Source organism: Lentzea sp. NPDC006480 (assembly GCF_040611995.1).
GTDB lineage: Bacteria > Actinomycetota > Actinomycetes > Mycobacteriales > Pseudonocardiaceae > Lentzea.
This window is the reverse complement of the sequence record NZ_JBEXPJ010000055.1, coordinates 1-26097: the sequence shown is the minus strand read 5'-3', so window position 1 is coordinate 26097 and position 26097 is coordinate 1. Positions and strand designations below refer to the sequence as shown.

At 69.0% G+C, this 26097-nt stretch carries 25 protein-coding genes; 11 read left to right on the top strand and 14 right to left on the bottom strand.

Features of this window, described 5'->3' with window-relative positions; all coding sequences use genetic code 11:
• Window positions 1–89: 89 nt before the first annotated feature.
• Both ABZX92_RS22315 and ABZX92_RS22310 read right to left on the bottom strand, forming a co-directional pair.
• Window positions 90–905 (bottom strand): hypothetical protein, encoded by an 816-nt coding sequence (locus ABZX92_RS22315; protein WP_355562443.1) that lies wholly within the window; start codon window positions 903–905, stop codon window positions 90–92.
• Window positions 905–1765 (bottom strand): ABC transporter ATP-binding protein, encoded by an 861-nt coding sequence (locus ABZX92_RS22310; protein ID WP_355562440.1) that lies wholly within the window; start codon window positions 1763–1765, stop codon window positions 905–907. Before ABZX92_RS22310 ends, ABZX92_RS22315 begins: the two co-directional genes overlap by 1 nt.
• A gap of 99 nt (window positions 1766–1864) precedes the next feature.
• Between ABZX92_RS22310 and ABZX92_RS22305 the strand changes: the two genes are divergently transcribed.
• Window positions 1865–2914, top strand: coding sequence for a histidine kinase (locus ABZX92_RS22305; protein ID WP_355562438.1), 1050 nt, complete (start codon window positions 1865–1867; stop codon window positions 2912–2914).
• Window positions 2911–3555, top strand: coding sequence for a response regulator transcription factor (locus ABZX92_RS22300; protein WP_355562435.1), 645 nt, complete (start codon window positions 2911–2913; stop codon window positions 3553–3555). The genes ABZX92_RS22305 and ABZX92_RS22300 overlap by 4 nt, the downstream gene beginning before the upstream one ends.
• Here ABZX92_RS22300 and ABZX92_RS22295 read toward each other — a convergent pair.
• Together ABZX92_RS22295 and ABZX92_RS22290 are read right to left on the bottom strand one after the other, a co-directional pair.
• Window positions 3541–4161, bottom strand: coding sequence for a DJ-1/PfpI family protein (locus ABZX92_RS22295; RefSeq protein WP_355562432.1), 621 nt, complete (start codon window positions 4159–4161; stop codon window positions 3541–3543). The genes ABZX92_RS22300 and ABZX92_RS22295 overlap by 15 nt on opposite strands.
• Window positions 4161–5123, bottom strand: a complete 963-nt coding sequence (locus ABZX92_RS22290; RefSeq protein WP_355562429.1) for a DJ-1/PfpI family protein — start codon at window positions 5121–5123, stop codon at window positions 4161–4163. Before ABZX92_RS22290 ends, ABZX92_RS22295 begins: the two co-directional genes overlap by 1 nt.
• A 198-nt stretch (window positions 5124–5321) precedes the next feature.
• Between ABZX92_RS22290 and ABZX92_RS22285 the strand changes: the two genes are divergently transcribed.
• On the top strand, window positions 5322–6320 hold the full coding sequence (locus ABZX92_RS22285) for a GDSL-type esterase/lipase family protein (protein ID WP_355562426.1): 999 nt from the start codon (window positions 5322–5324) through the stop codon (window positions 6318–6320).
• On the opposite strand, the gene ABZX92_RS22280 is transcribed toward ABZX92_RS22285, so the two are convergent.
• The 4 genes from ABZX92_RS22280 to ABZX92_RS22265 all read right to left on the bottom strand — a co-directional run bounded on the left by ABZX92_RS22280 (window position 6304) and on the right by ABZX92_RS22265 (window position 10800).
• On the bottom strand, window positions 6304–7170 hold the full coding sequence (locus tag ABZX92_RS22280; RefSeq protein WP_355562423.1) for a carboxylesterase family protein: 867 nt from the start codon (window positions 7168–7170) through the stop codon (window positions 6304–6306). The genes ABZX92_RS22285 and ABZX92_RS22280 overlap by 17 nt on opposite strands.
• On the bottom strand, window positions 7167–9638 hold the full coding sequence (locus ABZX92_RS22275) for a hypothetical protein (RefSeq protein ID WP_355562420.1): 2472 nt from the start codon (window positions 9636–9638) through the stop codon (window positions 7167–7169). Before ABZX92_RS22275 ends, ABZX92_RS22280 begins: the two co-directional genes overlap by 4 nt.
• 104 nt (window positions 9639–9742) lie before the next feature.
• Entirely contained in the window at window positions 9743–10435 is a 693-nt protein-coding gene (locus tag ABZX92_RS22270) for a hypothetical protein (RefSeq protein WP_355562417.1), read from the bottom strand.
• Window positions 10432–10800, bottom strand: coding sequence for a YchJ family metal-binding protein (locus ABZX92_RS22265; RefSeq protein ID WP_355562414.1), 369 nt, complete (start codon window positions 10798–10800; stop codon window positions 10432–10434). Before ABZX92_RS22265 ends, ABZX92_RS22270 begins: the two co-directional genes overlap by 4 nt.
• A 96-nt stretch (window positions 10801–10896) precedes the next feature.
• Between ABZX92_RS22265 and ABZX92_RS22260 the strand changes: the two genes are divergently transcribed.
• The 3 genes from ABZX92_RS22260 to ABZX92_RS22250 all read left to right on the top strand — a co-directional run bounded on the left by ABZX92_RS22260 (window position 10897) and on the right by ABZX92_RS22250 (window position 12837).
• A complete protein-coding gene (locus ABZX92_RS22260; protein ID WP_052684728.1) occupies window positions 10897–11448 on the top strand; it encodes a DivIVA domain-containing protein in 552 nt (183 codons plus the stop codon).
• Between the two features lie 86 nt (window positions 11449–11534).
• On the top strand, window positions 11535–11897 hold the full coding sequence (locus tag ABZX92_RS22255) for a cysteine/serine endopeptidase inhibitor (RefSeq protein WP_355562412.1): 363 nt from the start codon (window positions 11535–11537) through the stop codon (window positions 11895–11897).
• A 178-nt stretch (window positions 11898–12075) separates the two neighbouring features.
• On the top strand, window positions 12076–12837 hold the full coding sequence (locus ABZX92_RS22250) for an MHYT domain-containing protein (RefSeq protein WP_355562409.1): 762 nt from the start codon (window positions 12076–12078) through the stop codon (window positions 12835–12837).
• A 12-nt stretch (window positions 12838–12849) separates the two neighbouring features.
• Here the strand turns inward: ABZX92_RS22250 and ABZX92_RS22245 are convergent, their stop codons facing one another.
• The 4 genes from ABZX92_RS22245 to ABZX92_RS22230 all read right to left on the bottom strand — a co-directional run bounded on the left by ABZX92_RS22245 (window position 12850) and on the right by ABZX92_RS22230 (window position 14782).
• Window positions 12850–13104: a Smr/MutS family protein gene (locus ABZX92_RS22245; RefSeq protein WP_355562406.1), complete on the bottom strand. Its 255-nt coding sequence runs from the start codon at window positions 13102–13104 to the stop codon at window positions 12850–12852.
• A 7-nt stretch (window positions 13105–13111) separates the two neighbouring features.
• On the bottom strand, window positions 13112–13939 hold the full coding sequence (locus ABZX92_RS22240; protein ID WP_355562403.1) for a sugar phosphate isomerase/epimerase: 828 nt from the start codon (window positions 13937–13939) through the stop codon (window positions 13112–13114).
• Window positions 13940–14006: 67 nt separating this feature from the next.
• The gene (locus tag ABZX92_RS22235; RefSeq protein ID WP_355562400.1) at window positions 14007–14336 is read right to left on the bottom strand and encodes a hypothetical protein; all 330 of its coding nucleotides are present in this window, start codon (window positions 14334–14336) and stop codon (window positions 14007–14009) included.
• A complete protein-coding gene (locus ABZX92_RS22230) occupies window positions 14333–14782 on the bottom strand; it encodes a VOC family protein (RefSeq protein ID WP_045312474.1) in 450 nt (149 codons plus the stop codon). Before ABZX92_RS22230 ends, ABZX92_RS22235 begins: the two co-directional genes overlap by 4 nt.
• A gap of 285 nt (window positions 14783–15067) precedes the next feature.
• Here ABZX92_RS22230 and ABZX92_RS22225 point away from each other — a divergent pair, with 285 nt between their 5' ends.
• Complete coding sequence (locus ABZX92_RS22225; protein WP_355562397.1) at window positions 15068–15202, top strand: hypothetical protein; 135 nt, start codon at window positions 15068–15070, stop codon at window positions 15200–15202.
• An 18-nt stretch (window positions 15203–15220) separates the two neighbouring features.
• Here the strand turns inward: ABZX92_RS22225 and ABZX92_RS22220 are convergent, their stop codons facing one another.
• A complete protein-coding gene (locus ABZX92_RS22220) occupies window positions 15221–17701 on the bottom strand; it encodes a DNA topoisomerase (ATP-hydrolyzing) (protein ID WP_355562394.1) in 2481 nt (826 codons plus the stop codon).
• A gap of 29 nt (window positions 17702–17730) precedes the next feature.
• Complete coding sequence (locus ABZX92_RS22215; RefSeq protein ID WP_355562391.1) at window positions 17731–19782, bottom strand: DNA topoisomerase IV subunit B; 2052 nt, start codon at window positions 19780–19782, stop codon at window positions 17731–17733.
• 680 nt (window positions 19783–20462) lie between these two features.
• Here ABZX92_RS22215 and ABZX92_RS22210 point away from each other — a divergent pair.
• The 4 genes from ABZX92_RS22210 to ABZX92_RS22195 are packed head-to-tail and all read left to right on the top strand — an operon-like array spanning window position 20463 to window position 25954.
• Complete coding sequence (locus ABZX92_RS22210) at window positions 20463–21632, top strand: histidinol-phosphate transaminase (RefSeq protein WP_355562388.1); 1170 nt, start codon at window positions 20463–20465, stop codon at window positions 21630–21632.
• 25 nt (window positions 21633–21657) lie between these two features.
• Window positions 21658–23253 (top strand): DUF4331 domain-containing protein, encoded by a 1596-nt coding sequence (locus ABZX92_RS22205; protein WP_355562385.1) that lies wholly within the window; start codon window positions 21658–21660, stop codon window positions 23251–23253.
• Complete coding sequence (locus ABZX92_RS22200) at window positions 23250–24554, top strand: hypothetical protein (RefSeq protein ID WP_355562382.1); 1305 nt, start codon at window positions 23250–23252, stop codon at window positions 24552–24554. The genes ABZX92_RS22205 and ABZX92_RS22200 overlap by 4 nt, the downstream gene beginning before the upstream one ends.
• Window positions 24551–25954: a High-affinity nickel-transporter gene (locus ABZX92_RS22195; protein ID WP_355562380.1), complete on the top strand. Its 1404-nt coding sequence runs from the start codon at window positions 24551–24553 to the stop codon at window positions 25952–25954. The genes ABZX92_RS22200 and ABZX92_RS22195 overlap by 4 nt, the downstream gene beginning before the upstream one ends.
• Window positions 25955–26097: the final 143 nt, after the last annotated feature.

The window sequence follows — 26097 nt, the reverse complement described above, 5'->3', positions numbered from 1 at the left end:
ACAGCGGGTCGACCAACCCAGGACTGCACGACCGCGACTACCCCACCGGAGTCGCGGTCGCGCTGGGCCTGGTCTGGGCCGCCGTGGCCCTATACGAGGTCGCGGCGCACCTTCAGCAGCGTCGCCGTGCCAACGAAGAACACGACGTAGCCGACGAGGAACAGGGCCGCCGTGGTGCCGCTCAGGTCGGTCAGCACGCCGGGAGCACCGGATCCGCCGACCGCGCCGGCCAGGTTGCCCGCGGAACCGCCGGGCAGGACCTTGGTCAGGTCCTCGACCGGGCCGAGCAGGGAACCGACGCCGCGCAACAGGTTCTCGGTGACGATCGCCCACATCAGGCCGAGCCCGACGGCCAGCGCGGGACCCTTGGTGATCACGCCGAGGAACACGCCGAACCCCGTCCACATCGCGGCGATCAGCAGTGAGGCGACGAGCGGCTTCCACACGTCGACGCCCGGCAGGCTCCAGTCCCAGCCCTCCAGCGACGCCACCGTGATCGACGCGCCGAGGTTCACCACGAACGTCAGCGCCACCAGGAGCACCACGATGATTCCCAGCGCGCCCAACGTGCCCGCCATCGCCGACACCCGGCGCGGACCGGCGGTCAAAGTCGTCTTCCAGGTGCCCCAGCCGTAGCCGGAGCCGATCGCCAGCGCGGCGAGCACCAGGATGATCGCGCCACCGAACATCGGCAGGCCGCGCACGACGGCCGCGCCCACGTTCTCCGGCTGCATCGCGTTGATCAGCTGCTGCTGCGACTGGCCGCGGGTGTTGGTGCCGCCGTTGAGGGCCAGGTAGTTGAACACGTAGCCGAACGTCAGCGTCATCACCAGCCAGACACCGATCAGCACCCACGTCGCCGGCCACTTCCACAGGCGAAGCAGCTCCGCCTTGACGCTGCCCATCACGCCACTCCCGTCATCTCGAAGAAGACCTCTTCCAACGTCCGGCGCAGCGGCCGGACCTCCTGCACGTCCACGTCGGCGTGGACGAGAGTCCTGATGAGCGCGCCGGGGTCTGCCTCCCGGACGTGCAGCACGTCGCCGCGCAGCTCGCTGCCCTCGATCAGCACGTGCGCCTTCTCGATCGGGTCCGCCCTGACCAGCAGCACGGTGTCACCGCGCAGCTGCTCGACCGTGCTCTCGGCGACGAGCTTGCCCTGCGAGATCACGCCGACCCGGTCGCAGATCTCCTCGACCTCGCCGAGCAGGTGGCTCGACAGCAGCACCGTCTGCCCCTGGGCGGCGAGCGCGCGCACCAGGTCGCGCATGTCGGCCATGCCCGCCGGGTCGAGACCGTTGGTCGGCTCGTCCAGGATCAGCAGCTCGGGCTGGCCGAGCAGGGCCGCGGCGACGCCGAGCCGTTGCTTCATGCCGAGCGAGTACCGGCGGAACTTCTCGTTCGCGGCGCCGCTCAGATCGACCTGCTCCAGCACGGCTTCGACGTGCGTCCTGGCCACACCGCGGCGGTGCGCGTGCACCCGCAGGTTGTCGCGGCCGGACAGGTAGGGGTAGAAGCCGGGCCCCTCGATCAGCGACCCGACCTTGAGCAACGCCTTGGGGGTGCCCGGTGCCTCGCCCAGCACTCTGGCGGTTCCGCTGGTCGGCTTCACGAGCCCGAGCAGCATGCGGATCGTGGTCGTCTTGCCCGCGCCGTTGGGACCGAGGAACCCGTAGACCTCGCCCCGCCGCACGGACAGACTGACCTCGTCCACCACGGCGCGGTCGCCGTAGCGCTTCGTCAGCTTCTCCGTCGTCACGATCATGGGTACTAGCTTCGGTCCGCGGGCGTCGCGGGTCGTCAGCTCCGGAGCGTCATCAAGATACGCACATCTGCGTACGCGCTCGGTCGTATCGTCAGCGTCATGCGGATCAAATGGCAGGACATCGCGCTGACCGTGGCGCTGTTGTTCTTCGGCCTCGCGGGCACGCGGTTCGCCGCACGCCTGCAGGGCGCTCACAACCTCGACGTCCTGGCCTACCTGCTCATCGCGGTGGCGGCGGCGGGCCTGCTGTTCCGTTCGGTTCGTCCGCTGTGGACGTTCGCGCTCACCACCTCGTCCATCGCCGTGTACCTGGCGCTGGGCTACCCGTTCGGGCCGATCCTGATCAGCGGCGTGGCGGCGATGTACGCGGTGGCCATGTACTCGTCGCTGGAGCTGGCCGCCGGGTGCGCGCTGGTGTACGCACTGCTGATCCTGCCGTGGTGGAACGACTCGGTCACCTCGTGGATCACCTGGTCCGCGGGCTGGATCCTGCTGCCCGCCGCCGCCGGCGTGCTGATGAAGCTGCGCCGCCGGTCCGTTGTGGACGCTCGCGAGCACGCCGTGGTCTCCGAACGCCTGCGCCTCGCCCAGGAGGTCCACGACGTCGTCGGCCACGGGCTTTCGGTGATCGCCATGCAGGCGGGCGTCGCGTTGTACGTGCTGGACAAGGATCCCGCGAAGGCCCGTGCCTCACTGGAGGCGATCCGCGACACGTCCAAGGAAGCGCTCGACGGCCTGCGGTCCGAACTGGACACTCTGCGCGGCTCGGCTCCTTTGCGCCCAACGATCTCCTTGGACGACATTCCCGCGCTGGCCTCCCGGATGCGCGAGGCGGGTCTCGAGGTCTCGGTCGAGGTGGACGCTCCGGAGTTGCCCGACAACCACCAGATGGCCGTCTACCGGATCGTGCAGGAGTCGCTCACCAACGTGCTGCGCCACTCCTCCCCCGGCGTCACCGCGTCGGTCCGCGTCTACAGCGTCAGTGGATCTCTGGTCGTCGAGGTCGCCGACACCGGTACGCCCGCCGCGTTCGTGGAGGGCCACGGCATCACCGGCATGCGCTCACGGGCCGAGGCCTTGAACGGCACGCTCGAAGTCTCCACATCGCACGGTTTCCAGGTCATCGCCCGGATACCGTTGCCCTCATGATTCGCGTGGTGGTGGCCGACGACCAGCCGCTGGTCCGGATGGGCTTGCGGACCCTCATCGAGACCGAGGACGGCGTCCAGTTCGCCGGCGAGGCCGCCGACGGCCGCGAAGCCCTCTCGCTGATCCAGTCGGTCAAGCCGGACGTGGTGTTCCTCGACATCCGCATGCCGCTGATGGACGGCCTCGAAGTCCTCCGCCGCGTCTCGGCCGATGCCGCCTGTGCCGAGGTGAAGATCGTCATGCTCACGACGTTCGACCTCGACGAGTACGTGTTCGAGGCTTTGAGGACTGGCGCGTCCGGCTTCCTGGTGAAGGACTCGGACCCGACCGACCTGCTGCGCGCCGTCCACGTGGTCGCCGACGGCGGCTCGTTGTTGTCTCCGTCCGTGACGCGCCGCGTGATCGACAGGTTCGCGTCCGGCGCTTCGGCCCGCCCCGTGCCGCACCTGGACAAGCTGACCGAGCGCGAGCGGGAGATCATGCGCCACGTGGCGTCCGGCGCGTCCAACGACGAGATCGCGGCTCGGTTGGTGATCTCGCCCGCGACGGTGCGCACGCACGTGTCGCGGGCGATGGTGAAGCTGGGCGCACGCGACCGCGCCCAGCTCGTCGTGTTCGCGGTCCAGTCAGGCCTGACGTGAGTCGAAGGCGGCCTTGAGGCCCGCGGCGATCTCCGGCGGGATCGAGGAGTAGGAGCGCGGCGGCTGCGGGTCGTACTCGATGCCGACCTGCACGGCCTGCGCGACCATCTCGCCGAACTCGGCCTCGACCAGCCGCAACGCCATGTCGATGCCCGCCGAGACACCCGCGCCGGTCACCACCTTGCCGTCGAACACGACCCGATCGGTGCTGACCTCGACGTTCCGCGCGGTCAGATCCTCGCGCGCCGCCCAGTGCGTGGTCGCCCGAGAGACCAGCCCGGCTTCGGCCAGCAGCGTCGAGCCCGTGCACACCGAGGTCGTCCACTTCGTCGTCGGGTGGACCTCCCGCAGCCACTCGACGACGCCACCGGAGTCCGCAAGCAGCTCCCGCCAGTGCCCGGAGCCCGGCACGACGATGATGTCGGTCGACTTCAACGAGGCGAACGTGTCGGTCGGCACGACCGAGAGCCCGTTGTCGGACTTCACCGGGTCGAGCGATGCGGCCACGAACCGGCAAGAGACCACGGGCACGGAGCCGAGCACCTCGAACGGGCCCACGAAGTCGAGTGCGGTCATGTTCGGGTAGAGCACGAACGTGGCTTCCATCAGGCAACCCCAGTGGTCCGGAAACGGGCGCGGTAGCTGCCCGGCGAGACGCCGAGCACGCGCAGGAAGGCCCTTCGCAGGGTCTCGGCCGAGCCGAAACCGGACTGACGGGCGACGAGGTCCAACGAGTCACCGCTCGAAGCCAGCCGGTCGGCGGCGGCCTCGACGCGAGCTCGTTCGACGTAGGCGGCGGGCGAGACGCCCACGTTGCGCGAGAAGACGCGGGCGAAGTGCCGCACGCTCATCATCGCCTTGCGGGCCATCACCGGGACGGTCCACTCGCGGGTCGGGTCGGCGTGGATGTCGTCGAGCAACGCGCGCAACGACGTGTCCGCCACCGGCTTCGACCGCGTGTGCACGCTGAACTGCGACTGGCCGCCCGAACGCTGCAGGAAGACGACCAGGTACTGGGCGATCCTGCGAGCAAGCGTTGGCCCGTGGTCCTGCTCGACCATCGCCAGAGCCAGGTCGATCCCCGCTGTCACGCCGGCCGACGTGGACACCTGGCCGTCGCACACGAAGATCGCGTCCGGCTCGACCTCGACACCGCGGTTCTCCAGCTCGCCGGTGAACGCCCAGTGCGTCGTCGCCCGACGCCCTTCGAGCAACCCGGCACCGGCCAGCACCACCGCCCCCGTGCACACCCCGGCAACCCGCCGCGAGCGAAGAGCGAGCCGCCGCAGATTGCTCGTGAGCACCGCGTCCGACGCGGCCTCGTCGTACCCCCAGCCGCCGACGACCAGCAGCGTGTCGATCTCGCGGTCGAGCGCGCGCAGGTCCGCCCCCGCCTCGATCCGCACCCCCGCCGTCGCGGTGAACGGGCCGCCCCCGAGCGTGGCCACCGTGACCCGGTACCGGTCGCCCCCGTAGTTCGCTGCCTGGAACACCTCGATCGGTCCCGCCAGGTCCAGCAGCGCCGTGCGGTCGTAGCCGACCACAACTATTTCCCTCAGATTCCCCACACCTCCACTTTCCTCACCACGGGTGGTGGCGGCAACGCCTTATCCCCCTCGCATTCGGCCACCTGCGTGAGCCGGCGAACCACGTGCGCGCCGGTAGTCCACATCGGACCCGCACGCCCTGCCGTGGCCGAATTCGCGGGCGGCGGGTGACCCGGCCTGCGTTTCCCGGGCCACGCGCGGCCGGTAAACTCGCCGGCGATGCGGAAAGTCCTGCCCCTCGCGGTGATCGGCCTGCTCGCGATCCTGCTGATCGTGAGCGACCACCCGTTCCCGCCACCCTCGGATCCCGACCGCGAGTCCAGGACCGCGGTCGTGGCACTCGGCGACAGCACGATGTCCGGTGAGGGCGCCGGCAGTTACGAGCCGGGCACCAACGGCGAGGACGGCGGCAACTGGTGCCACCGGTCGACCGCGGCGTCGATCATGAAGGCCCAGATCCAGGCCGATCGGAAGATCAACCTGGCGTGCTCTGGCGCGAACTCCGACAAGCTGCGCAACGACCAGCTGCCACAGCTGCGCAAGATCGCCGGGTCGAACCGGGTCACCGCGATCGTCGTCGCCATCGGCGCGAACGACGACCCGCACTTCGCCGAGGTGCTCAACAAGTGCTTCGAGGCGTGGGGCAAGCGCAGCGACTGCACGTCGTCGGTGGCGGCGGAGTGGTCGAAGCGCGTGCGGCGAATGGTCCCCAAGGTCGAGAACACGCTCAACGCCATCCGCCAGACGATGCGCGACGCGGGCCACCGGGACGCCGACTACCAGCTGGTCGTCCAGTCCTACGCGGCGCCGGTCTCGCCGAAGATGCCGCGCTCACTGCAGAACCTGTCCGGCTGCCCGCTGCGCCCCTCCGACCTGGAGTGGGTCGTCGACGAGGCGGTGCCGGAGCTGTCGAACGGCCTGCGCACGGCCGCGGAGAAGGTCAACGCGAGGTTCCTCGACCTCTCCCGCGCCGGCGAGGGTCACGAGGCGTGCGTGAGCAAGCCGCAGAACGAGTGGTTCACGCGCCTGACCGTCGACTGGGAAGGCCTGAAGAACGACAAACGCGCACCGCACGCGTTGCAGGAATCGTTCCACCCCAACGCTCTCGGGCACGAGCAGATCGGCCGCTGCCTCACCGAGTTCCTGGCGACCGACAAGCGCGACGGCACGTGCCTGCCGAGGCTCGACGGCGCGCTCGGCCTCACGACCGAGGGCTGACCCAGCGCTTCACTTCTCCAAGCGGCCAGCCCGGATCACCGTTGCGGGCAAAGGAAGCCCACGCCGCGGCGATGTCGCCGCGGAACATGGACGGCACGTCCGCGCCGTGATGCGCGGGCGGGCCCGCGTAGATCGACCGGAACGCCCGCCCGTGCTCGTCCGCGAGCCGCACAGTGGGCCGCTGGAACAGCTCGGGATCCTCGTCAGCCGTGTGACACACCAGCAGATCCACGTCGTACGGGCCTTCCAACGGCGATCGCGGCACCGAAAGGCCGTCCACGATCGGCTGGTAGAGCACGACATCCGGATCGGCAGCCCGTTGCACCGCGACAGCTTCGTCCGGAGTGAAGAACCGCCCGGCCAAGCTGTGCGCGATCGCCTTGTGGAACAAGCCTTTCGCGGCAGGCATCACCATCAGCGACGCCACGGTCTGCGCGCCGGAAGACTGCCCGGCGACGGTGACGTTGCCCGGATCGCCGCCGTAGCGCGCGATGTTCCGCTGGATCCACCTCAACGCCGAAACGACGTCGAGCAGCCCGCGGTTGTGCGAAAACCCTTCCAACGCACCGTATCCGTCGGCCGCGAGCCGATAGTTGCAGCTGACGAACACCACCCCGTGCGAGGCCAGCACATCACCCGCGTACTCGGGCTGCGAGGACGAGCCGACGGTGTTCGCTCCACCGTGCACCCACAGCAGCACCGGCGCACCAGAGTCCACTGTGGACCACACGTTCAGCGTGTGCGAGTCCCCGAACGCGCCGGCCGGCTCGCCGTCGCAGTCCACCGGTGGGTGGAGGCGCAGCGAGCCGACCGCGGCTTCGGCGTAACGGATGCCCAGGTGGGGGCTCAAGCCTCCACCGGCACCGGGACCGACGGCAGCACCCGCAGGTTCGCCGCCGCCCGTTCGAGCTGCGAGAGAACGCTCGGCCGCAGCGAAGCGATCTCCTGGTCCGCCGCGGCGCCGGCCATCTCCTGCATCAGCACCTGCTGCGGGTGCTCACCCTCGGCGTCGGCGACCGCCAGCACGCGGAAAGCCGTGCCGGGCGGGAAGACCACACGTTCCTCGGTGGCCACGGCGACGCGGTCCGCCACCTCGACCCGGCGGCCGGTGACCGACCACAGCAGGTACTCGGTGGCGCCCTCGACGCGCTGCGCCGGGTTCGCGATGGCGTCGAGCAGGCCGTGCTCCACCAGCACGTCGCCGCTGCGGTAGCGACGCGGACCGGTCGGGCCGCTCTGCCCCCACACCGCCGCCACACCGTTGTGCAGCGGCAGGCGGTTCAGGCCCGACACGATGCACGCGACGTACGGGCGCAGCCGGCCGAGCCGGCCCATGCGCAGCGTGTCGACGACCATGTCCTCGTCCTGCGACACACACGCCAGCAGTGCCGTCAGGTCCGTGACCATGGCCTCGAACGCGGCCGGGTCCTCCTCGGCGTCCGGACGCTGGGCCAGCAGCCGGCACACGGTCGCCGCGTGCACGCCGTAGCGCTCGCCCAGAGCGCGCCGGACGGCGTCCCGCTCCAGATCCGAGCTGCTGTGGTCCGGCAGCACGGTCTCGCGCTCACCGTTGCTCTGGGCCGGAAGCTCCCACGACGCCAGCGGCTGGCTCGGCAGCGGACCGTCGACCCGGAACCGGACAGCGGCCGCGTCCGGATCGGCCGACGGGAACGCCGCCTCCTCGGCATCGGCCACGACCTGGGCCGACACCGTGACGGTCGCGGTCTCGGACGGCGGCAGCTGCACGTAGGCGGGCTCGGGCTCGGCCGGGATGTTCGCGGCGAAGAGGCCCGTGCCGTTGCCCGGCGAGTCGCGGTTCGACAACGCCTGGGCGGCGGCACCCAGCGCAGCCCCGATCGTCGAGGGGTTGTGCTGCGTGCCGAACGTCGGCTGAGGGGCCTCGGCCACGGCGTGCGCGGGCGCGGCGTGCTGCGGAACGACCGGGGCGGTGGCCGGAGCCGGTGGCGGAGGTGCCGACACCTTGGAGTCGCAGAACACGACCCGCAGCAGCTTCCGTACCTCGGGTTCAAGGCGCTCCACGAGAGCAGCACCGTGCACCGCGACCGCACCGGGCGTGGTGCGCCCCGGCGTGCCCACGGTCAGACGCGCCCACTCCGGGTCAACGGGCTGAGAGCGCACATCGGCCGCGTTGTACGGCTCGTCGTGCTCACGCACCCACAGACCGGACGGCACGACTTCGAGCACAACGCCGTCGCCGAGGGAGAACACACCGGGCTCGACCTCGGTGAGGCCCTGCACCGGCGCGCGGTAGCCGGACACGACCGGCACCGACTCGTGCGGCGAGCACACCACCTCGGTCACGAACGGCCGCCACGTCTGCTGCCCGCGCGGGTCGACCGCGATCACCGCGGGTCCACCCGAACGCAGGTTGCCGACCGGCAGACCGGTGAACATCGCGATCGGCTCGCCGAGCTGGTCCGCGACCAGCTGTCCGAGCGCGGTGTCGATGCCGTACGGGACGAGCCGCACGCGCGACCGGGCCGCCTGGGGCAGCGCGGTCAGCAGCCGGCACACCTCGTCGGTCGGGATCGCCGACTGGCCGGGCCCGCCGACCACGACGGTCAGCACGTTGTCGCGGCACGGCAGCGCCACGATCGGGCGCGCGTCCTGGGCGGCCGGGTCGAACGGCGGCTGCTGAGCGCGCAGCCACAGCCCGGCCGGAATGGGCTCGGAGACGCCGATCTCACCCGTCGGCCACGGCGAGTTCGGGTCCATCGCCTCCCACTGCGGCACCGGGAACCGGCGGCCGAACGGCATCGGCGACGCGTTCGGCTGGAACCGCACCCAGCTGCCGTAGCCCTGGGTGCCGACGACGAACGCCGCGCCGGGCACGGTGGTCAGCACGCCGTCGGGCGCCACGACCTCGGACTGCAGCTGCTCGGCGAGCCACTGCGCCGGTGCGGTAGGCCGCATGGTGCCCGCGTGCGACACCGCGAGCCTGATTGGCCCGCGGCCGCCGAGCGCGGTCACGACGTGCGGCCAGAAGGTGCTCTGGTCGCCGCTCGGGAAGTCGACCACGACCACGGTGCGGCCCCGGTCGACCGGCAGGGTGCGGGCGAGGCCGGACGCGGCCTGGCTCGGCCCCTCAGGTGCGGAGACGACGAGCGTCGCGCCGACGAAGTTCGCCGCGAACGGCGTCCGTTGCGGCAAGGGCTCCGGCGGCGGCGCTGCTGCCGGTGGCTGCTCGACGGGGTACAGATCCGTGTTCGTCGCGGGGTTCGAACCCTGCGAACCGCGGGTCTGCGTCTTTTGGTCGCCATGGGCGGCGGCACGTCGGCCCATCAAGCGCCTGATCACCTCCGTGCCATCCCGTTCACTCGCCCTTTCGGCTTAACCGGGCAACGGTCGTGCACGCTACCAAGACGCAGCGCACGCCCGTCACCCAGTCAGGTGATTTGGTCTCATCCGATCGAGACCCACACGGCGCGCGCTCTTCCGCACACTCCGTGAGGCCCGATGATGGCTGACGCCGAGTAAGCCTTGCGTCCGTCCCGGCCAAGTTCCCACGCGATGAGCACGTGGTCCACGCCCAGTTCCACCGGCTGCTCCACTTGGGCGACAAAAGTGCCCAGCACGAACGCCGGACCGCCGTCCGGGGCCACGGGCTGTGCCGACGGGCAGTCGAGCGCCGCCCAGACGATCTCCGGCAGCACGTGCACGCCGTCGTTGGGCAGCAGGTCGCTCGGCCGCCACACGCCGGCCCACTCCTCGCGGCCGTCCAGCGGGCCGAGCAGCGCCGCGATGCCGTCCTCGCGACCGGGACCGCACCCGAAGCACGTCGGGAACGGGTGCTTCTCCCGCCACGGCACCTTCGCGGCCGCCTTGCGCGCCTCGTCGAGCGTCGGAACAGCGGGAACGTCGAGGTCGAGCGTGGCGGGCTCGGCGCTCGCGATCACGGTCGTGCCGTCGAGCAGGTCGCCGCCGCGGACCTCCATCTCGCGGTCGAGCGGCACGGGCTTGCGCAAACGGACACTGACGGTCGCGGCGTCGACGTGCGCGGCGAGCAGACCGGCGGAGTAACCGCCGTTGCCCATCCCGGGCGGGCCGTTGAACCTGCTCAGAACAGTCACCGTGGTCATGCCGGCGGGGGTCATGACAGCGCCTCCGCGTAAACCCACTGGCCGTTCTCCCGGACGAACCGGCTCCGCTCGTGCACGATGCCCCCGACGTAGTGCGCCCGGAACTCGACGACACCCTCGTTCTGCAGCAATCCGCCGTTTTCCGTTGACAGAATTTCGAGCTTCAGCCAGCGGTCGGTCGCGTCGATCCCGGCGCTCGCGGGGCGGTGTTTCGCAGCCCACGTGCGCAGCAGGTAGTCCTCATCGGACACGGCGAAAGCGCTGTAGCGCGACCGCATCAGCTGCTCGGCGGTGGCCGCGGTGCGGGCCCCGGAGTGCAGCGCACCGCAACAGTCCACATAGGACTGGCCGGTGCCGCAGGGGCACAGTTTGTTGTTCACGTCCACATTGTGCCTGGTGAACCCGTTAGAACCGATGCCGCACCTCATACGTACCCCTTGTCAAGACTGACTCGCGGGAGGCAGAGGAGACGGCAAGTGAGTGTCGAGAGCAGGACAGAGCTCGTACCGCTGCGCACGTGGTTCGGGCTGCGCTGGCGCGGCTACGACCGCGATGAGGTGGACGACTACGTCGCCGAGCTGGAGGCCGAGCTTCGCCTCGTCACCGCCGACCGGGACGCGTCAGAAGCCAGGGCCGACGCCCTGGCCAGCAGGTTGATGTCCGTTCAGGAGGAGAACGCGGGGCTGCAGGACGGCCTGCACCGCATCTGCCTCACCCCCATCGACCCGAAGGGCCTGCCGGAACGGCTCGCCCGGATGGTCGCGCTGGCCGAGGAAGAACGCCGGGAAGTCATCAGGGACGCGCAGCTCAAGGCGTTGATGATCGTCGGCGAGGCAGAGCAGCGCGCCCGCAACCTGGACCAGGAGGCCGCGGCCAAGCGCGAGGAGATTCGCGAGGACTTCCGGCTCGCCATGTCGGCACGCCGGGCCGAGGCCATGCGAGCCCTGGCAGAACTGCGAAATGTCGCCATCGACGAAGCGGAGCGCATTATCGCAGAAGCGAAGGTGCATGGCGCAAGAATCGACTAGGTGATTCCCCAGACTTAACTCTGGATCGTTTGGGACAGCCCCCGCCGCCCAACAGCACGAGGGAACCCATGCGATTCACTGCAGTCTTGTCCGCACTCGTCGTTTTCCTCTTCCCGGGTTTCGGCACGGCCTCTGCCGCGCAGAACGGGAACATGACCTGGTACGACGACAGCGGATATGGCGCCTGCGGCACGCAGATCAACGCGAAGACGCAGATGCTCGTGGCCGTGCCGAAGTCCTGGTTCACGAACTCCAACCCCAACAAGGACCCGATCTGCAAGAAGTCGGTCCGGGTCACGTACAAGGGAAAGACGATCACGGTGCCGGTGCGCGACATGTGCCCGTCGTGCGCGCGTACCCACCTCGACCTCAGCAAGCCGGCGTTCGGCGCCCTGGCGAATCACGACCTGGGCAACGTGTCCGGCGTGACTTGGGACTTCGTCGGTTGAGCGCCGAGCATTCCCCAGCCGTCACGCGGCAGGTCGTTTGACCCCCCATTGTTTGAACACAGCCGAAAGCCGGGCGGAGATACCCGAAGAATCTCCGCCCGGCTTCACCTATTAAATTCCCCTATTCACCCGCGAAGGCTATTGCGGTCCATTGGCGCGAAATGTTTCCATTTCGCGCATGGACATGGGGAGTTCCACACCGATCATCGCCTACCTGGTCGCCTGTCTCGGCTCGGCACTCGGCCTGCTGTCGAGCGAGCGCGCCCGCAGCGCGGTCGGGACGTCGCGCAAGTGGTGGCTCGCGGTGGCGGCGGTGTCGATCGGGGGCCTCGGCATCTGGGGCATGCACTTCACCGCGATGCTCGGCACGTGGATGGGCGCGAACGTCGCCTACGACATCCCGGTCACGTTGCTGAGCATGATCGTCGCCATCGTGGTCGTCGGCATCGGCCTGATCCTGGCGCTGCGCCGCAACAACGACGACCGCTTCTGGCCACTCGCCGCGGGTGGGCTGGTCACCGGGCTCGGGGTGGCCGCGATGCACTACACCGGCATGTCGGCGATCGAGATCAACGCCGAGATCAGCTACGACACCGCCGTCGTCGTGCTCTCGATCGCGATCGCCGTCGTCGCCGCGACCGCGGCCCTCTGGTTCACGAGGGAGGTCAGCGGCCCGCTCGCCGTTCTCGGCGCCTCCCTGGTGATGGGCCTCGCCGTCACCGGCATGCACTACACCGGCATGCACGCCATGAGCGTCGTGGTCAACCAGCGCGCCTCGGTCATCGCGGACAACTCCGAGGACCTGATCATGTCGCTGATCATCGGCGGCGCCGGCTTCAGCGTGATCATCGTCTTCCTGCTCGCGCTCACGTCGTCGGACGAGGAGGGCCTGGAGGACGCCGAGCTGCTCGACCGCGTGATGCGCCGGACCCAGCCCTGACCTGACCCGGGTTCAGCGCAGGTGCACCAGCACCATCCCGTCGTTGCCGGGAGCCGTCTCCACCCGCCGGTACAGCTTCTTGACGTGGGGCTGCTTCAGCATCGCCAGCACCCGGCTCCTGAGCTTGCCGGACCCCTTGCCCGTGATGATCTCGACCAGCGGCACCCGCTGCGCCGCGGCCCGGAACAGCGCGGTGCGCACCGCCAGCGCGATGTCCTGGTCGCTGCGGAAGACCGGGTGCAGATCGACGGTCAGCTTGTCCGGCACCCCGGGATCATATTTTGCGCCGCCCGGTGGCCAAGCCGCGGCTCACCAGGTAGTCGTAGCAGTTCCGCAACAGCCAGAACATGTCGTGGTGCGAGCGGTCCATCTCGACGATGTTCCACTTCACCGCCGGGTTGGCGCGCACCACACCGGGCACGTCGATCACGCCCGTGCCGTACGGGACCATGTAGTCGTCCATGCCCTTCGCGGGCCCGTCCTTGATGTGGATGTACTCCAACCGCCGGCCGAGCGACGCGGCCACCTTCGCAGGATCGACCCCGCCGACCTCGGCCCAGTACGTGTCGAGCTCCAGCACGACGCGCGGATCCAGCTCGCGCACCAGGATGTCGTAGGCCCTGCGCCCGTGGAAGACCTTGCGGAACTCCGCGAAGTGGTTGTGATACCCGATCCGCATGCCGTACCGGGCGGCGTTCACCACGGCCTGGTTGATCCGCTCCGCCCCGCGCCTGATCGCGTCGACCGAGTCGAACTCCTCCGGCTCCAGACTCCACACCAGCGTCCGCGCGCCCAGTTCCGCCTGCTGATCGAGGATCTCGGTTGTGTCCGGACCCGAGGGGAACGGCGCGTGCGAGCTGCACAACCCGAGCCCCAGCGCGTTGAGACGCGCTTTCACGACCTTCGGCGAGTTCCCGTACAGCTCATAACTCTCGATCGCGACGTAACCGATCTCCGCGACCTCGCCCAGCACTCCCAGCAGGTCCTTCTCGGCCTGCTCGTGCAACGACCACATCTGCAACGCGATCGGCGCGGGAGTCCGGTGCGACGGGAGCACCATCAGCGCGGGCGACATCAGCACGGAACGACGGCTCACCATCATGATCCGAACGTAACGATCGGATCCGATCTCCCCCAGAGCCTCGGCGACCGGGTTTCCACCCGGTCGCTCATACGGGCAGAGCGTCTCCGGGGAAGCCGTGGCACGGGTGCACCTCGACGCGCATGATCCCGGCCTGCACGCAGGGGTCCGCGGCCATGATCTCCGCGGCCTCCTCCGGCGAGACCGTCATGATCGCGACGCCGCACACGTCGTCGGACGCGACCGGGCACAGGATCACGATGGTGCCCTCGGCGCGCAGCGACACCATGCGCCGCTGGTGTTCGAGCTCGATCGCGCCCGCGCTGTCCGCGGTCCTGTTCGCCCAGTGCAGGATGGCCAGGCTGAACGGCTTCGCGGTCGCGGCCAGAGCCTGGATCTGTTCGTCGGTCACGCTCATGAGGTCCCCCTGATCTGTTCGGCCAGCGACACGATGATTCCCTCGGGCCCGCGCACGTAAGCCATCCGCCACACGCCCTCGTACTCGCCGATCCCGCCCACCAGGCCGAAGCCCTGGGCCGCGGCGTGATCGACCGCCGCCTGGAGGTCGTGCACCTCGAAAGCGACGTTGCGCAGGCCCAGCTCGTTGGCCGGCGCGGCGGGCGAACCCGGCAGGTGGTCCGGCCGCGTGAAGCTCGACAGTTCCACCGTCGTGCCACCCGCGGGCGCGTGCAGCATGACGATCTCGACGCGGGCACCGGTCATGCCGATCACGGTGTCCAGGAACTCGCCCTCGACCGGCATCTTCTCGCCTGCTTCCAGACCGAGACCGACGAAGAAGGCCGTCACGGCGTCAAGATCGGCGACGGTGATGCCGACGTGGTCGAAGCGCTTCGCGAACGTCATCAGACTCCCCCAAGGTCCTTTCGACGGATGCTACGTCCGGAGATCGACGTGCCGTGCGGCAACGCGGAAAGACGACCGCCATCCACAACGGCAACCTTCACCGGGTCGCGCCGGCGGACGACCCTGATCTGGCGACCGCGCGGATCGTGGACGAGCGCGGCTGCCGGCGCACCATGCTGCACGTGCTGACGGACTGGCCCGCCGGGTTCCCGAACGGGGCTCAGACTGCGGCGGTGCTGGTATCTGCGGGAGCAGACGTCGACGCGGACAGCGCGGTGATCGGCGGTGGCACGGCACTGGCCGGACGCACGGGCGTTCCGCAGTGGAATGCCGCTCACCGTCTCGTCGACCGTCACGCTGGCCGACACCGCGGCTCTCGGCCGGCGCGGCCGGGGAGGCAGGAGCGCGGCCGAGCTGTGACCCGGCCGCGCCCCGCTCTCAGTCCCGTTCGATCAGGTGCCCGACCACGTCCGGGCCGGGATGCGCGTGCCCCGAGCCGTCCCGCCGGTTGTCGATGTCCGGCAGCTCGACCGGCGCGCCCTTCTCGTCCGCACCCGCCGGACGCGAGCCGATCCACGCCAGCACCAGGTGCGACTCACCCTTGAGGAACCGCTGCGACCGCACACCACCGGTGGCGCGGCCCTTCGCCGGGTACTCGCTGAACGGCGTGACCTTGACGCTCTGCCCGGACGAGGTGACGACCATCGGCTCGCCGTGCTCGTCGTCGTCCGTGCGGATCGCGCCGAAGAACACCACGTGCGCGTCGCCGCTCAGGTTGATGCCCGCCATGCCGCCGCCCTTGAGACCCTGCGGCCGCACCAGTTTCGCGTCGTAGCGCAGCAACGAGGAATCAGAGCTCACGAACACGAGAGTCTCACTGCCGTCGGTGAGCCAGGTGCAGCCGACGACCTCGTCGCCGTCCTTGAGCGTGATGACCTCGAACTCGTCCGACCGCACCGGCCACTCCGGCGAGCACACCTTGACCGTGCCGAGCTTCGTGCCGAGCGCGACACCGGGCGACTCGCCGGGATCGAGCGGCACGATGCCGATCACCTTCTCGCCCTTGTCCAGCGGCACCAGCTCACTCGCCGCCATGCCGCCGCTCAGCGACACCGTGCCGTTCTGCTCGGGCAGCACCGGCAACGGCAGCACGTCGGTCTTGAACCCGCGGCCCAGGTTCGTGATCAGCACGACCTGGCCGCGCGCCGTCGAATGCACCACGGCCGACACGGCGTCGTGCTTGGTCCGGCCCGCCCGGCGTTTGCCCTCGGACACCTCCTCGGACTCGGCCGCGGTGCGCGCGACGAGCCCGGTGGCGCTGAGGATGACCTGGCACGGGTCGTCCGCGACCTCCAGCGGCCCAGCGGGCTTGGACGCCGCCAGCACCTCCTTGAGGTCGCCGTCGATGAGGCTGGTGCGCCGGTCGCCGCCGAGATCCTTGGCCACGGTCGCCAGCTCGGTGGAGACGAGCTTCCTGAGCACGGTCTCGTCGTCGAGGATCGCGGTCAGCTCGGCGATCTCCGCGCGGAGCTTCTCCTGCTCGCTCTCCAGCTCGAGCTTGTCGTACTTGGTGAGGCGGCGCAGCGGCGTGTCGAGGATGTAGGCGGCCTGGATCTCCGACAGCTTGAACTGCTTCATCAGGCCGTCCTTGGCGGCGGCCGCGTTCTCGCTGTTGCGGATGAGTTTGATGACCTTGTCGATGTCGAGCAGGGCCAGCAGCAGACCCTCGACCAGGTGCAGGCGTTCCTCGCGCTTGCGCCGGCGGAACTTCGTGCGCCGCGTGACGACCTCGTAGCGGTGCTTGAGGAAGACCTCCAGCAGCTCCTTCAGGCCGAGCGTCTGCGGCTGCCCGTCGACCAGCACCAGGTTGTTGATGCCGAACGACTGCTCCATCGGCGTCAGCCGGTAGAGGTCCGCGAGCAGCGCCTGCGGGTTCACCCCGACCTTGCACTCGATGACGAGCCGGATGCCGTTCTCGCGGTCGGTGAGGTCCTTGACGTCCGCGATGCCGGTGAGCCGCTTGGACTTGTTGACCTCGTCGGTGATCTTCTCGACGATCCGCTCCGCACCCACGCCGTACGGAAGTTCGGTCACCGTGATCGCCTGGCGCCCGCGCGAACCTTCCAGCAGCCCGATCTCGACCTTCGCGCGCATGCGGACCACGCCGCGGCCCGTCTCGTAGGCCTTCCGGACCTCGTCGAGGCCGAGCAGGATGCCGCCGGTCGGCAGGTCGGGCCCCGGCACGAACTCCATGAGCTTGTCGAGGTCCGCGTTCGGGTGCGTGATCAGCCACCGCGCCGCCCCGATGACCTCGCGCAGGTTGTGCGGGATCATGTTGGTGGCCATGCCGACCGCGATGCCGGACGTGCCGTTGACCAGCAGGTTCGGGAACGCCGCCGGGAGCACCGACGGCTCCTCCAGCGAGCCGTCGTAGTTCGGCCGGAAGTCGACCGTGTCCTCGTTCAGCTCGCCGACGAGCTGCATCGCCGCATGGGACATGCGTGCTTCGGTGTATCGGCTCGCGGCCGGCCCATCGTCCGGGGACCCAAAATTGCCGTGCCCGTCGATCAACGGCTCGTTGAGAGAGAAGTCCTGCGCGAGGCGGACCAACGCGTCGTAGATCGCCGTGTCACCGTGCGGGTGGTAGCGACCCATCGTGTCGCCGACCACGCGGGACGACTTCACGTATGGGGAAGTGGGCCGCTGACCGTTGTCGTGCATCGAGTAGAGAATGCGGCGGTGCACGGGCTTGAGGCCGTCGCGCGCGTCGGGCAACGCCCGCGAGTGGATGACCGAGTAGGCGTACTCCAGGTACGAGTCCTCGATCTCCGTCTTCAACGAGTTGTCGAGAACCGTGGCGCCGGCGCGGTCGAATGCGGCGGGGTCGACCCTGGTCGTGGGTCCCTTGCGGCGTGCCATGACTGTTCCAGCTCTTTCTGTCTCAAGGCTCAGAGGTCGATGGCCGACTGGTCGACCCGTGCGGAGGACTCGATGAGCCAATTGCGGCGCGGCTCGACTTTCTCGCCCATCAGCAGTTCGAGTGCTTCCTCAGCCGCTTCGGCATCGTCCATCGTGATGCGCCGGACGGAACGGCTGGTGGGATTCATCGTGGTCTCCCACAACTCGTCCGCGTCCATCTCGCCCAACCCCTTGAACCGGGGCACCGGCGTGACGACCGTCTTGCCCGCCTTTTCCAGCTTCGCGACCGTCTGCTCCATCTGACGCTGGGTGAAGGTGAAGTGCGTTTCGGCGTTGCGCCCGCGGGTCATGACCTTGTGCAACGGAGGCATGGCGGCGTACAAGCGGCCATCCTCGATCACGGGCCGCATGTACTTGGCGAACAACGTGATCAGCAGCGTCCGGATGTGACTGCCGTCGACGTCCGCGTCCGCCATCAGGATCACTCGGCCGTATCGCATCTGCGAAAGGTCGAAGGTGCGGCCGGTGCCGGCGCCGAGCACCTGCACGATGGAAGCGATCTCAGCGTTGCGGAGGGTGTCGGCGAGCGACGCCTTCTGCACGTTGAGAATCTTGCCGCGCAAGGGAAGCAGCGCCTGATACTCCGAAACGCGAGCCATTCTGGCACTTCCGAGGGCGCTGTCGCCTTCCACGAGGAAGAGCTCGGAACGGGACACCCCGGTCGTGCGGCAGTCGACGAGCTTCGCGGGCATCGCGGCGCCTTCGAGGGCCGTCTTGCGGCGCGCGGCGTCCTTCTGCTGCTTCTGGGTGAGCCGGACGCGGGAGGCGTCGACGACCTTCTGCAGCACCGTCTTGGCTTCGGTCTTGGTCTTGCGGTCCTCGGTCCACGCCCGGATCTGCGCGTCGACGATGCCCTGCAGCACCTTGGTGATGCCCGCGGTGGACAGCTCGTCCTTGGTCTGCGAGGTGAACTGCGGCTCGGGGATGCGGACGTGGATGACGGCCGTCATGCCTTCGAGCACGTCGTCCAGCGTCGGCGGGTCCTCCTTGGGCTTCAACAACCCGCGCGTCTTGGAGATCGCGTCCTGCACGGCCTTCAGCACCGCGCGGTCGAAGCCGCGGCGGTGAGTGCCGCCGTGCATGTTGCGGATCGTGTTGGTGAAGCACTCGACGGTGCGCTCGTAGCCGGTGCCCCAGCGCAGTGCGACCTCGATCTCGGCCTGACGCTCCACTTTGGACCGCATCACGCCGTTCTCGTCGGCGGCGTTCTCGAAGTAGGTGCCGGAGCCGGTGATCACCAGGGTGCCGGAGACCGCGCGGTCGCCGGCGGGCGCGAGGAAGTCGACCATGTCGGTCAGGCCGTGCGGGTAGTGGAAGACCTCTTCGGAGATCGAGTCTTCCAGCGCCGTCCGGAGCACGTAGGTCACGCCCGGCACGAGGAACGCCGTGTTGCGCATCTTCAGGCGGACGGCTTCCACGTCCAGCGCGGCGCCGTTCTCGAAGTAGCGGGCGTCGTACCAGTAGCGGGTCGAGGTGCCGGTCGACTCGTTGCGCTTCATCTTGCCGACGACCTGAAGACCCGCCTGGCGCGTGAACTTCGCCTTCGGGCCGGGACCGTCGAAGACGCCGGGCACGCCGTGCGCGAACGACATCTCGTGCACCTTGCCGCCACGCCGCACCGTGACGTCGTACCGGTGGGAGAGGGCGTTGACGGCCGAGGCGCCGACGCCGTGCAGGCCGCCGGAGGTCTTGTAGCCGGAGCCGCCGAACTTGCCGCCTGCGTGCAGCTTGGTGAGGACGAGTTCCACACCGGACAGACCGGACTTCGCGTGCACGTCGGTCGGGATGCCCCGGCCGTCGTCGTCGACCTGGACGCTGCCGTCGGCGTGCAGCGTGACCACGATCTTCGTTGCATGACCTGCAACGCCTTCATCGGTGGAGTTGTCGACGATCTCGCTGAAGAGGTGGTTGATGCCCCGGCTGTCGGTCGACCCGATGTACATTCCAGGCCGCTTGCGGACGGCCTCGAGTCCTTCGAGGTGCGTCAGGTCGTCGGCCCCGTACAGGGTCTCTGCGGTCACGGGTATTTCTCCCTGGTTGTGTGCGGACTGCCAGCAGGGTATCCGCCTGGACCGACAATATTTCGCAGGACGCTCGTCACGGACGTGGAAACCGCCCTGGGTGGTGCGTCACAAAGCCCGGCGGCACGGTCTCGTCGCGGCCCGGACGGCCGTGCTGACCAGCCAAAGCCCGGGGTTCCGCGATCGGCCGCCGCCCAAACGAGACCCGTGCTCCAGGTCGGGCAAAGCGACGAAGTCCACCGCGCCCGTGTGCGTGTAGTGACTCGCGTGGTGGACGAGGAGTTGGCGCACGTCACGTCCGCGATGAGCCGCGGAGTGCCCGGACGGGTGCGGCCACCAGACCGCCGCCGGGCCCACCCGGGCCCCCGTGATCCCCAGCTCGCGCACCCGTGACCAGACCGGCGCACCCCGCAACCGCGTTCGCCGGCGACGGCCACTCCGCCGATCTGTCCGGTGTGGACAGTCACGGTCCCGGGAACGTCGATGATCATGCCGGCGACGACCTCTCGATCACCCGCCGAGCCCGCGCCCGCCGAGCCGATGCCGGGCCGATGCATCGGACGGCTCCGGGTTGCGCGCGTGACCTGGTCGAGACCTTCCCGACACTGACCCGTGAACCGGGATGAACATCGGCACGTATGCCCCGGTGTCAACAACGGACCGAGGGACGGAGCGAACGCGTGCGCCATGGTGTGGACTCGGCGGGGCTGTTCCAGCAGACCGCGCACAGCCCGTCCTACTTCGAGCTGTCGCGGACCGGTGCCGGTGAGCTCGTCGACTTCTGCATCCCGTGCAACCCGTACTTCCCCACGCCCGAGATGTTCGAGGAGCTCTCGAAGAACCTCGAATCGGTCCTGAAGTTCTACCCCAGCGACTCGTCCAAGATCGCGCAGCAGCTCTCCACCGTGCTCGGGCTCAACCCGGCCACGATCGCGATGTCGAACGGCAGCACCGAGCTGATCACGTGGATGGACCACATGTGGATCCACGACAGCATCGCCATCCCGATCCCCACCTTCGGCCGGTGGACCGACCAGCCGATGGAGAGCAACAAGCGCGTCGACATGTTCCTGCTCCAGGAGAGCAACAACTTCGAGCTCGACGTCGACGAGTACATCAAGTTCATCCGTGCCCGCGGCAGCAGGACGGCCGTGATCTGCAACCCGAACAACCCCGACGGCGGCTACCTGTCGCGCCGGGAGATCGTCCGGTTCATGGACGAGCTGGCCGACCTGGACCTGGTCGTCATCGACGAGTCGTTCATCGACTTCGTCGAGGTCGAGCGCAACCCGTCGGTCGCCGCCGAGGCGTCCATCCGGCCCAACGTGGTCGTGCTCAAGAGCCTCGGCAAGAACTTCGGTCTGCACGGCATCCGGTTCGGCTACCTGGTGGCGAACCCGGGACTGGCGGGCAAGATGCGCCAGACGCTGCCGAAGTGGAACCTCAACTCCCTCGCCGAGACCGTCGTGTTCATGCTGGCCGAGCACGAGGCCGAGTACGCCGAGAGCCTGCGGCTGCTCAGCCGGGACCGCTACCGCATGGGCATGGAGCTCTCCCGCATCCCCGATCTGACCGTGTACTCGTCGCAGGCCAACTTCCTGCTGGTCAAGCTCGGTGGCGGCATGGACGGCCGCGAACTGCGCGACCACCTGCTGTCCCGGCACCAGGTCTTCATCCGCGAGTGCGGCAACAAGCTCGGCATGAGCAGCCGTTTCGCGCGCCTGGTGGTGCGGCCGGACCAGGACGTCGACCGGCTGGTCGAAGGCATCCGCGACTTCACCCAAGCGAGGTGGACCGACCACTCCTCAAGCCACGCCAGCGAACCGTCGCTGCTCATGCACAGCGCCTGAAATGCTTACCGAAAGGTCTCCTGAAATGTCATCACCGCACGTCCTCAGCGGTCGGCGCGGCCAGGTGGCTGCGGCCGCGCTGGTGGCCGCCACACTGCTCAACGCGGCCATGTTCGGTTCGAACGCCACGGCGTCGTCACACCGCGAAGCACCGCTGATCGCGGGTGACCCGGCCGTCGACAACACGGACCTTTACGCGTTCGTCAGCCCGGACCACAAGGACACGGTCACGCTCGTCGGCAACTGGTCGGGCTTCCAGGAGCCCAACGGCGGCCCCAACTTCTTCCCGTGGGCCGAGGACGCCCAGTACGACTTCAACGTCGACAACGACGGTGACGCCAAGCCCGACGTCATCCTGCGGTTCATGTTCCACAACGACGACCGGCGCAAGAACAACACGTTCCTGTACGCCAACGGTGTCGTGGACTCGCTCGACGACGAGAACCTGTTGTTCCGCCAGCGCTACGACCTCGAGGCGATCTACCAGAACGGCCAGAAGGTCAAGCTCGCCAACAACGCCCCGGTCGCGCCGTCGCCCAACGGGCCCGCGTCGATGCCGGACTACAAGAAGCTGCGCGACCAGGCGATCGTGCAGATCCCCGGCGGCGGCAAGGTCTACGCCGGCCCGTCCGACGACGCGTTCTTCGCGGACCTGCGCGTGTTCGACCTGCTCTACGGCGGCAACCTGAGCGAGGTCGGCCAGGACACCCTGCGCGGCTACAACGTCAACACCATCGCGATCCAGCTGCCCAAGCACGCGCTGGCGCTCAAGAACGACGTGCACCGCAACCCGAACATCGGCGTCTGGAGCACCACGTCGCGGCGCAGCCTGAAGCTCTCGCCGGGCAAGGCGGAGCCGCAGGGCGACTTCGTGCAGGTCTCGCGCCTGGGCAACCCGCTGGTGAACGAGGTCGTGGCCCCCGCGGGCCTCAAGGACGCGTTCAACGGCCTGCGTCCGGACCAGGACGCCGGCGTGAAGGACCTGGTCGACCGGGTGGTGAACCCGGAGCTGCCCAAGCTGATCGAGGGCATCTACAAGATCCCGGCACCGCAGGGCCCGCGCGACGACCTGGCCGAGATCTTCCTGACCGGCATCACCAAGAAGCTGGGCGCGCAGATCAACGCCGACCTGAACTCGCAGGTCAACAACGCCGACGTCGACCAGCACCGGTTCCGCCCCAGCGAGATGCTGCGGCTGAACCTGATGATCGACCCGAACGCCAACCCGAACCGTCTCGGCCTGCTCGCCGGTGACACGCAGGGCTTCCCGAACGGCCGTCGCCTCACCGACGACGTGGTGGACATCGCCGTGCAGGCGATGGAGGGTGCCGCGGCGTCCGGCAAGCTCGTCGACGCGCTCGCCACGGGTGACAAGGTCGACGCGAACGACCAGCCCTTCGAGGCGAACTTCCCGTACGTGGGCCTGCCCCGCAACGGCACCGCCGTCAACACCAACGGCAACACGGCGAACGTCGCGGTCAACACGGTCGGCAAGATCGGCAACCTCGACCCGATGGCGATGACCACCGCGGTGGGCTCCGCGCTCGTGTTCGGCGCCGCGTTCTTCCTGTGGCGCAAGCGGCAGCAGCACATCCGCAAGTACGGGTCGCACTCGAAGTGAAGTACCAACAACGGCAGGCCGTCGCGGTGGTTCTCCTGGTCACCGCGGCGCTTGCCCACCTCGCCGCCTCCGGTCCTGCCGACAGCAGGGCCGGGGGCGCGCCCCCGACTCCGGAGGCAGTTCCCGTTGTAGCGCAGCAGAACGAGATGCACCGCGTGGTGCACCAGCTGCAGCAGCGACTGCACGAACTGCCCCAGGACAAGGACTCCTGGGCGAAGCTCGGCGCGTCCTATGTGGAGCTGGCCCGCGTCACGGCCGACCCGACGTACTACGCGAAGGCCGAGGGCGCGCTGAAGAACGCGGGCGACACCGGCCTCGCCGCCATCGGCATGGGCACGCTGGCCAACGCCCGGCACGACTTCCCCGCGGCCCGCGACTGGGCCCGCAAGGCCATCACCGCACTGCCGTCCTCCGCGCAGGCGTACGGCGTGCTGGCGGACGCGTTGACGCAGCTCGGCGACGACGCGGGCGCCCAGGACGCGGTGCAGAAGATGCTGGACCTCAAGCCCAACACGGCGTCGTTCGCCCGCGCTTCCTTCCACTTCGAGCTCCACGGCGACGTCGACGGCGCCCGCGACGCGATGACGCGCGCGCTGACCGCTGCCGCGACGCCCGAGGAGATCGCGTTCTGCCAGTACCGGCTGGGCGAACTCGCGTTCGACCACAACCAGCTCGACGAAGCCGCTCAGCACTACGAGCAGGGACTGGCGGCGAGAGGAGACGACATGACTCTCACTCAGGGCAAGGCGAAGGTCGCGGTGGCACGGGGCGAGGCCCCGGTCGCCCTGGAGGCCTACCGCAAGCTGGTGGCGCGCGCTCCCCTGCCGCAGTACCTGCAGGAGTACGCGGAGCTGCTGGAGGCCAACGGCAAGGCCGAGGAAGCGGCCCGGCAGTACGACGTGCTGTCCGAGCAGCAGCGGCTGATGGAGTCGCAGGGCGCGTCCGACGACCTCGCCGCTGCTCTCGTGGCCGCGGACCGCGGCGACGGCATGCAGGCGCTGCGCCGGGCCGAAGCGGAGTGGAGCCGCCGCCAGAGCGTCTTCGTGGCCGACGCGATGGCCTGGGCGCTGCACGTGAACGGCCGCGACGCCGAAGCGCTCACCTACTCGGACCGCGCCAACGCGCTGGGCTGGCAGAACGCCACGTTCTCCTACCACCGCGGCATGATCCTCGCTGCTTTGGGCCGGGTCGCCGAAGCCCAGGAGGCCCTGGTGCAGGCGTTGCGGCTGAACGCGAACTTCTCCCCGCTGCAGTCGCTGAAGGCGGGCCGCAAGCTCGCCGAGCTGCGAGGCGGCCGGTGAGTCTGTCCAACTGGGTCGTGCGGCCCGTCCTGGTCGTGGCCCTCCTGCTGGCGGGCATCTTCTTCATCCACGGCGAGGCGTCCGCGCACCCGCTGGGCAACTTCAGCGTCAACCACTACCACGGCCTGCACCTGCACCCGGACCGCATCGACCTGAGATCCGTGGTCGACGTCGCGGAGATCCCGACGCTGCAGGAGAACCTGAAGGCGCGGGATGCGAAGCAGTGGTGTGTCGAGGTCGCGAAGACCGATGAGTCCACAGTGGACGGGCGTCGCATCACCTGGACGCTCTCCAGCTCCACCAAGGATCACCCCAAAGGCCAGGCGGATCTCTCCACGACCCGCCTGGTCTGCGAGTTCACCGCCAAGGTCGACCTCGACCGGCCGGCTCAGCTGCAGTTCCGCGACGTGTCGAACATCGACCGGGTGGGCTGGCGCGAGATCACCGCGGCCGGTTCCGGGATCAAGCTGACCGATTCGTCCGTGCCGACCGAGAGCATCAGCAACGAGCTCCGGGCGTATCCCGAGGACCTGCTCAGCAATCCGATGGACGTCCGGTCCGTCACCTTCAACGCCTCTCCCGGCAGCGGTTCCGAACCGAAGAAGGCCTCCGGCTCCCCCATCCAGTCGTTGAGCGTCACCGCGTCCGCCCTGAACGACATCCTGGGCAGCTCCGAGCTCACCCCGTGGCTCGGATTTTTGGCTGTGCTGCTCTCGTTGCTCCTCGGCGCGTCGCACGCGGCGTTGCCCGGTCACGGCAAGACGCTCATCGCGGCGTACCTCGCCGGCCGTGAGGGCAGGCCGAAGGACGCGTTCATCGTCGGCGCGTCGGTCACCGCCACGCACACAGGTGGCGTGCTGGTGCTCGGCCTGATCATCAGCGCTTCGTCGGCGTTCGCCGGCGAGCAGGTGCTGCGCTGGCTCGGGCTGGTCAGCGGCCTGATCATCACCGTGATCGGCGTGCTGTTGCTGCGCTCGGCCATGACGCGCGAGTCCGCACTCGTCGGTGCCGGCGTGGGTCACGGCCACGGACATGGGCACGGTCATGGCCACGGACACGGTCATGGGCACGGAACCGGGCACGGTCACGGGTACAGCCGGGCAAGCCTGATCGGCATGGGCGCGGCCAACGGACTGGTTCCGTCACCGTCCGCGCTCGTCGTACTCCTCGGTGCCATGGCCCTGGGCCGAACGTGGTTCGGCGTCCTGCTGGTCCTCGGTTACGGATTCGGCATGGCCACGACCCTCACCGCCGTCGGATTGCTGCTGGTGAAAGCCCGCGAGCGCGTCGAGAAATTCCTGGACGGCCGTGCCACCCGCGCCCTGTCGCATTACGCACCCGTCGGCACGGCCGCGATGGTGATCGTCGTCGGAGCATGGCTCACATTGCAGGCGGTCTGAATTACATCATTGTCAGCAGAAACGGACAGAGGCCCGGATTCCAGTGGAATCCGGGGCTCTGTCCGTTTGTGGCCGTAATGTCCTTTCAGGTTCGCCACCACCAAAGCCATGGCCTCCGCGTTCTCGACCCCCATCGACTAAAA

Excerpts from the sequence above, each read along its gene's own strand:
- ABZX92_RS22315 (WP_355562443.1), bottom strand. The coding sequence starts at position 905 with ATGGGCAGCGTCAAGGCGGAGCTGCTTCGCCTGTGGAAGTGGCCGGCG.
- ABZX92_RS22310 (WP_355562440.1), bottom strand. The coding sequence starts at position 1,765 with ATGATCGTGACGACGGAGAAGCTGACGAAGCGCTACGGCGACCGCGCC.
- ABZX92_RS22305 (WP_355562438.1), top strand. The coding sequence starts at position 1,865 with ATGCGGATCAAATGGCAGGACATCGCGCTGACCGTGGCGCTGTTGTTC.
- ABZX92_RS22300 (WP_355562435.1), top strand. The coding sequence starts at position 2,911 with ATGATTCGCGTGGTGGTGGCCGACGACCAGCCGCTGGTCCGGATGGGC.
- ABZX92_RS22295 (WP_355562432.1), bottom strand. The coding sequence starts at position 4,161 with ATGGAAGCCACGTTCGTGCTCTACCCGAACATGACCGCACTCGACTTC.
- ABZX92_RS22285 (WP_355562426.1), top strand. The coding sequence starts at position 5,322 with ATGCGGAAAGTCCTGCCCCTCGCGGTGATCGGCCTGCTCGCGATCCTG.
- ABZX92_RS22270 (WP_355562417.1), bottom strand. The coding sequence starts at position 10,435 with ATGACCCCCGCCGGCATGACCACGGTGACTGTTCTGAGCAGGTTCAAC.
- ABZX92_RS22250 (WP_355562409.1), top strand. The coding sequence starts at position 12,076 with ATGGACATGGGGAGTTCCACACCGATCATCGCCTACCTGGTCGCCTGT.
- ABZX92_RS22240 (WP_355562403.1), bottom strand. The coding sequence starts at position 13,939 with ATGATGGTGAGCCGTCGTTCCGTGCTGATGTCGCCCGCGCTGATGGTG.
- ABZX92_RS22235 (WP_355562400.1), bottom strand. The coding sequence starts at position 14,336 with ATGAGCGTGACCGACGAACAGATCCAGGCTCTGGCCGCGACCGCGAAG.
- ABZX92_RS22230 (WP_045312474.1), bottom strand. The coding sequence starts at position 14,782 with ATGACGTTCGCGAAGCGCTTCGACCACGTCGGCATCACCGTCGCCGAT.
- ABZX92_RS22220 (WP_355562394.1), bottom strand. The coding sequence starts at position 17,701 with ATGGCACGCCGCAAGGGACCCACGACCAGGGTCGACCCCGCCGCATTC.
- ABZX92_RS22205 (WP_355562385.1), top strand. The coding sequence starts at position 21,658 with ATGTCATCACCGCACGTCCTCAGCGGTCGGCGCGGCCAGGTGGCTGCG.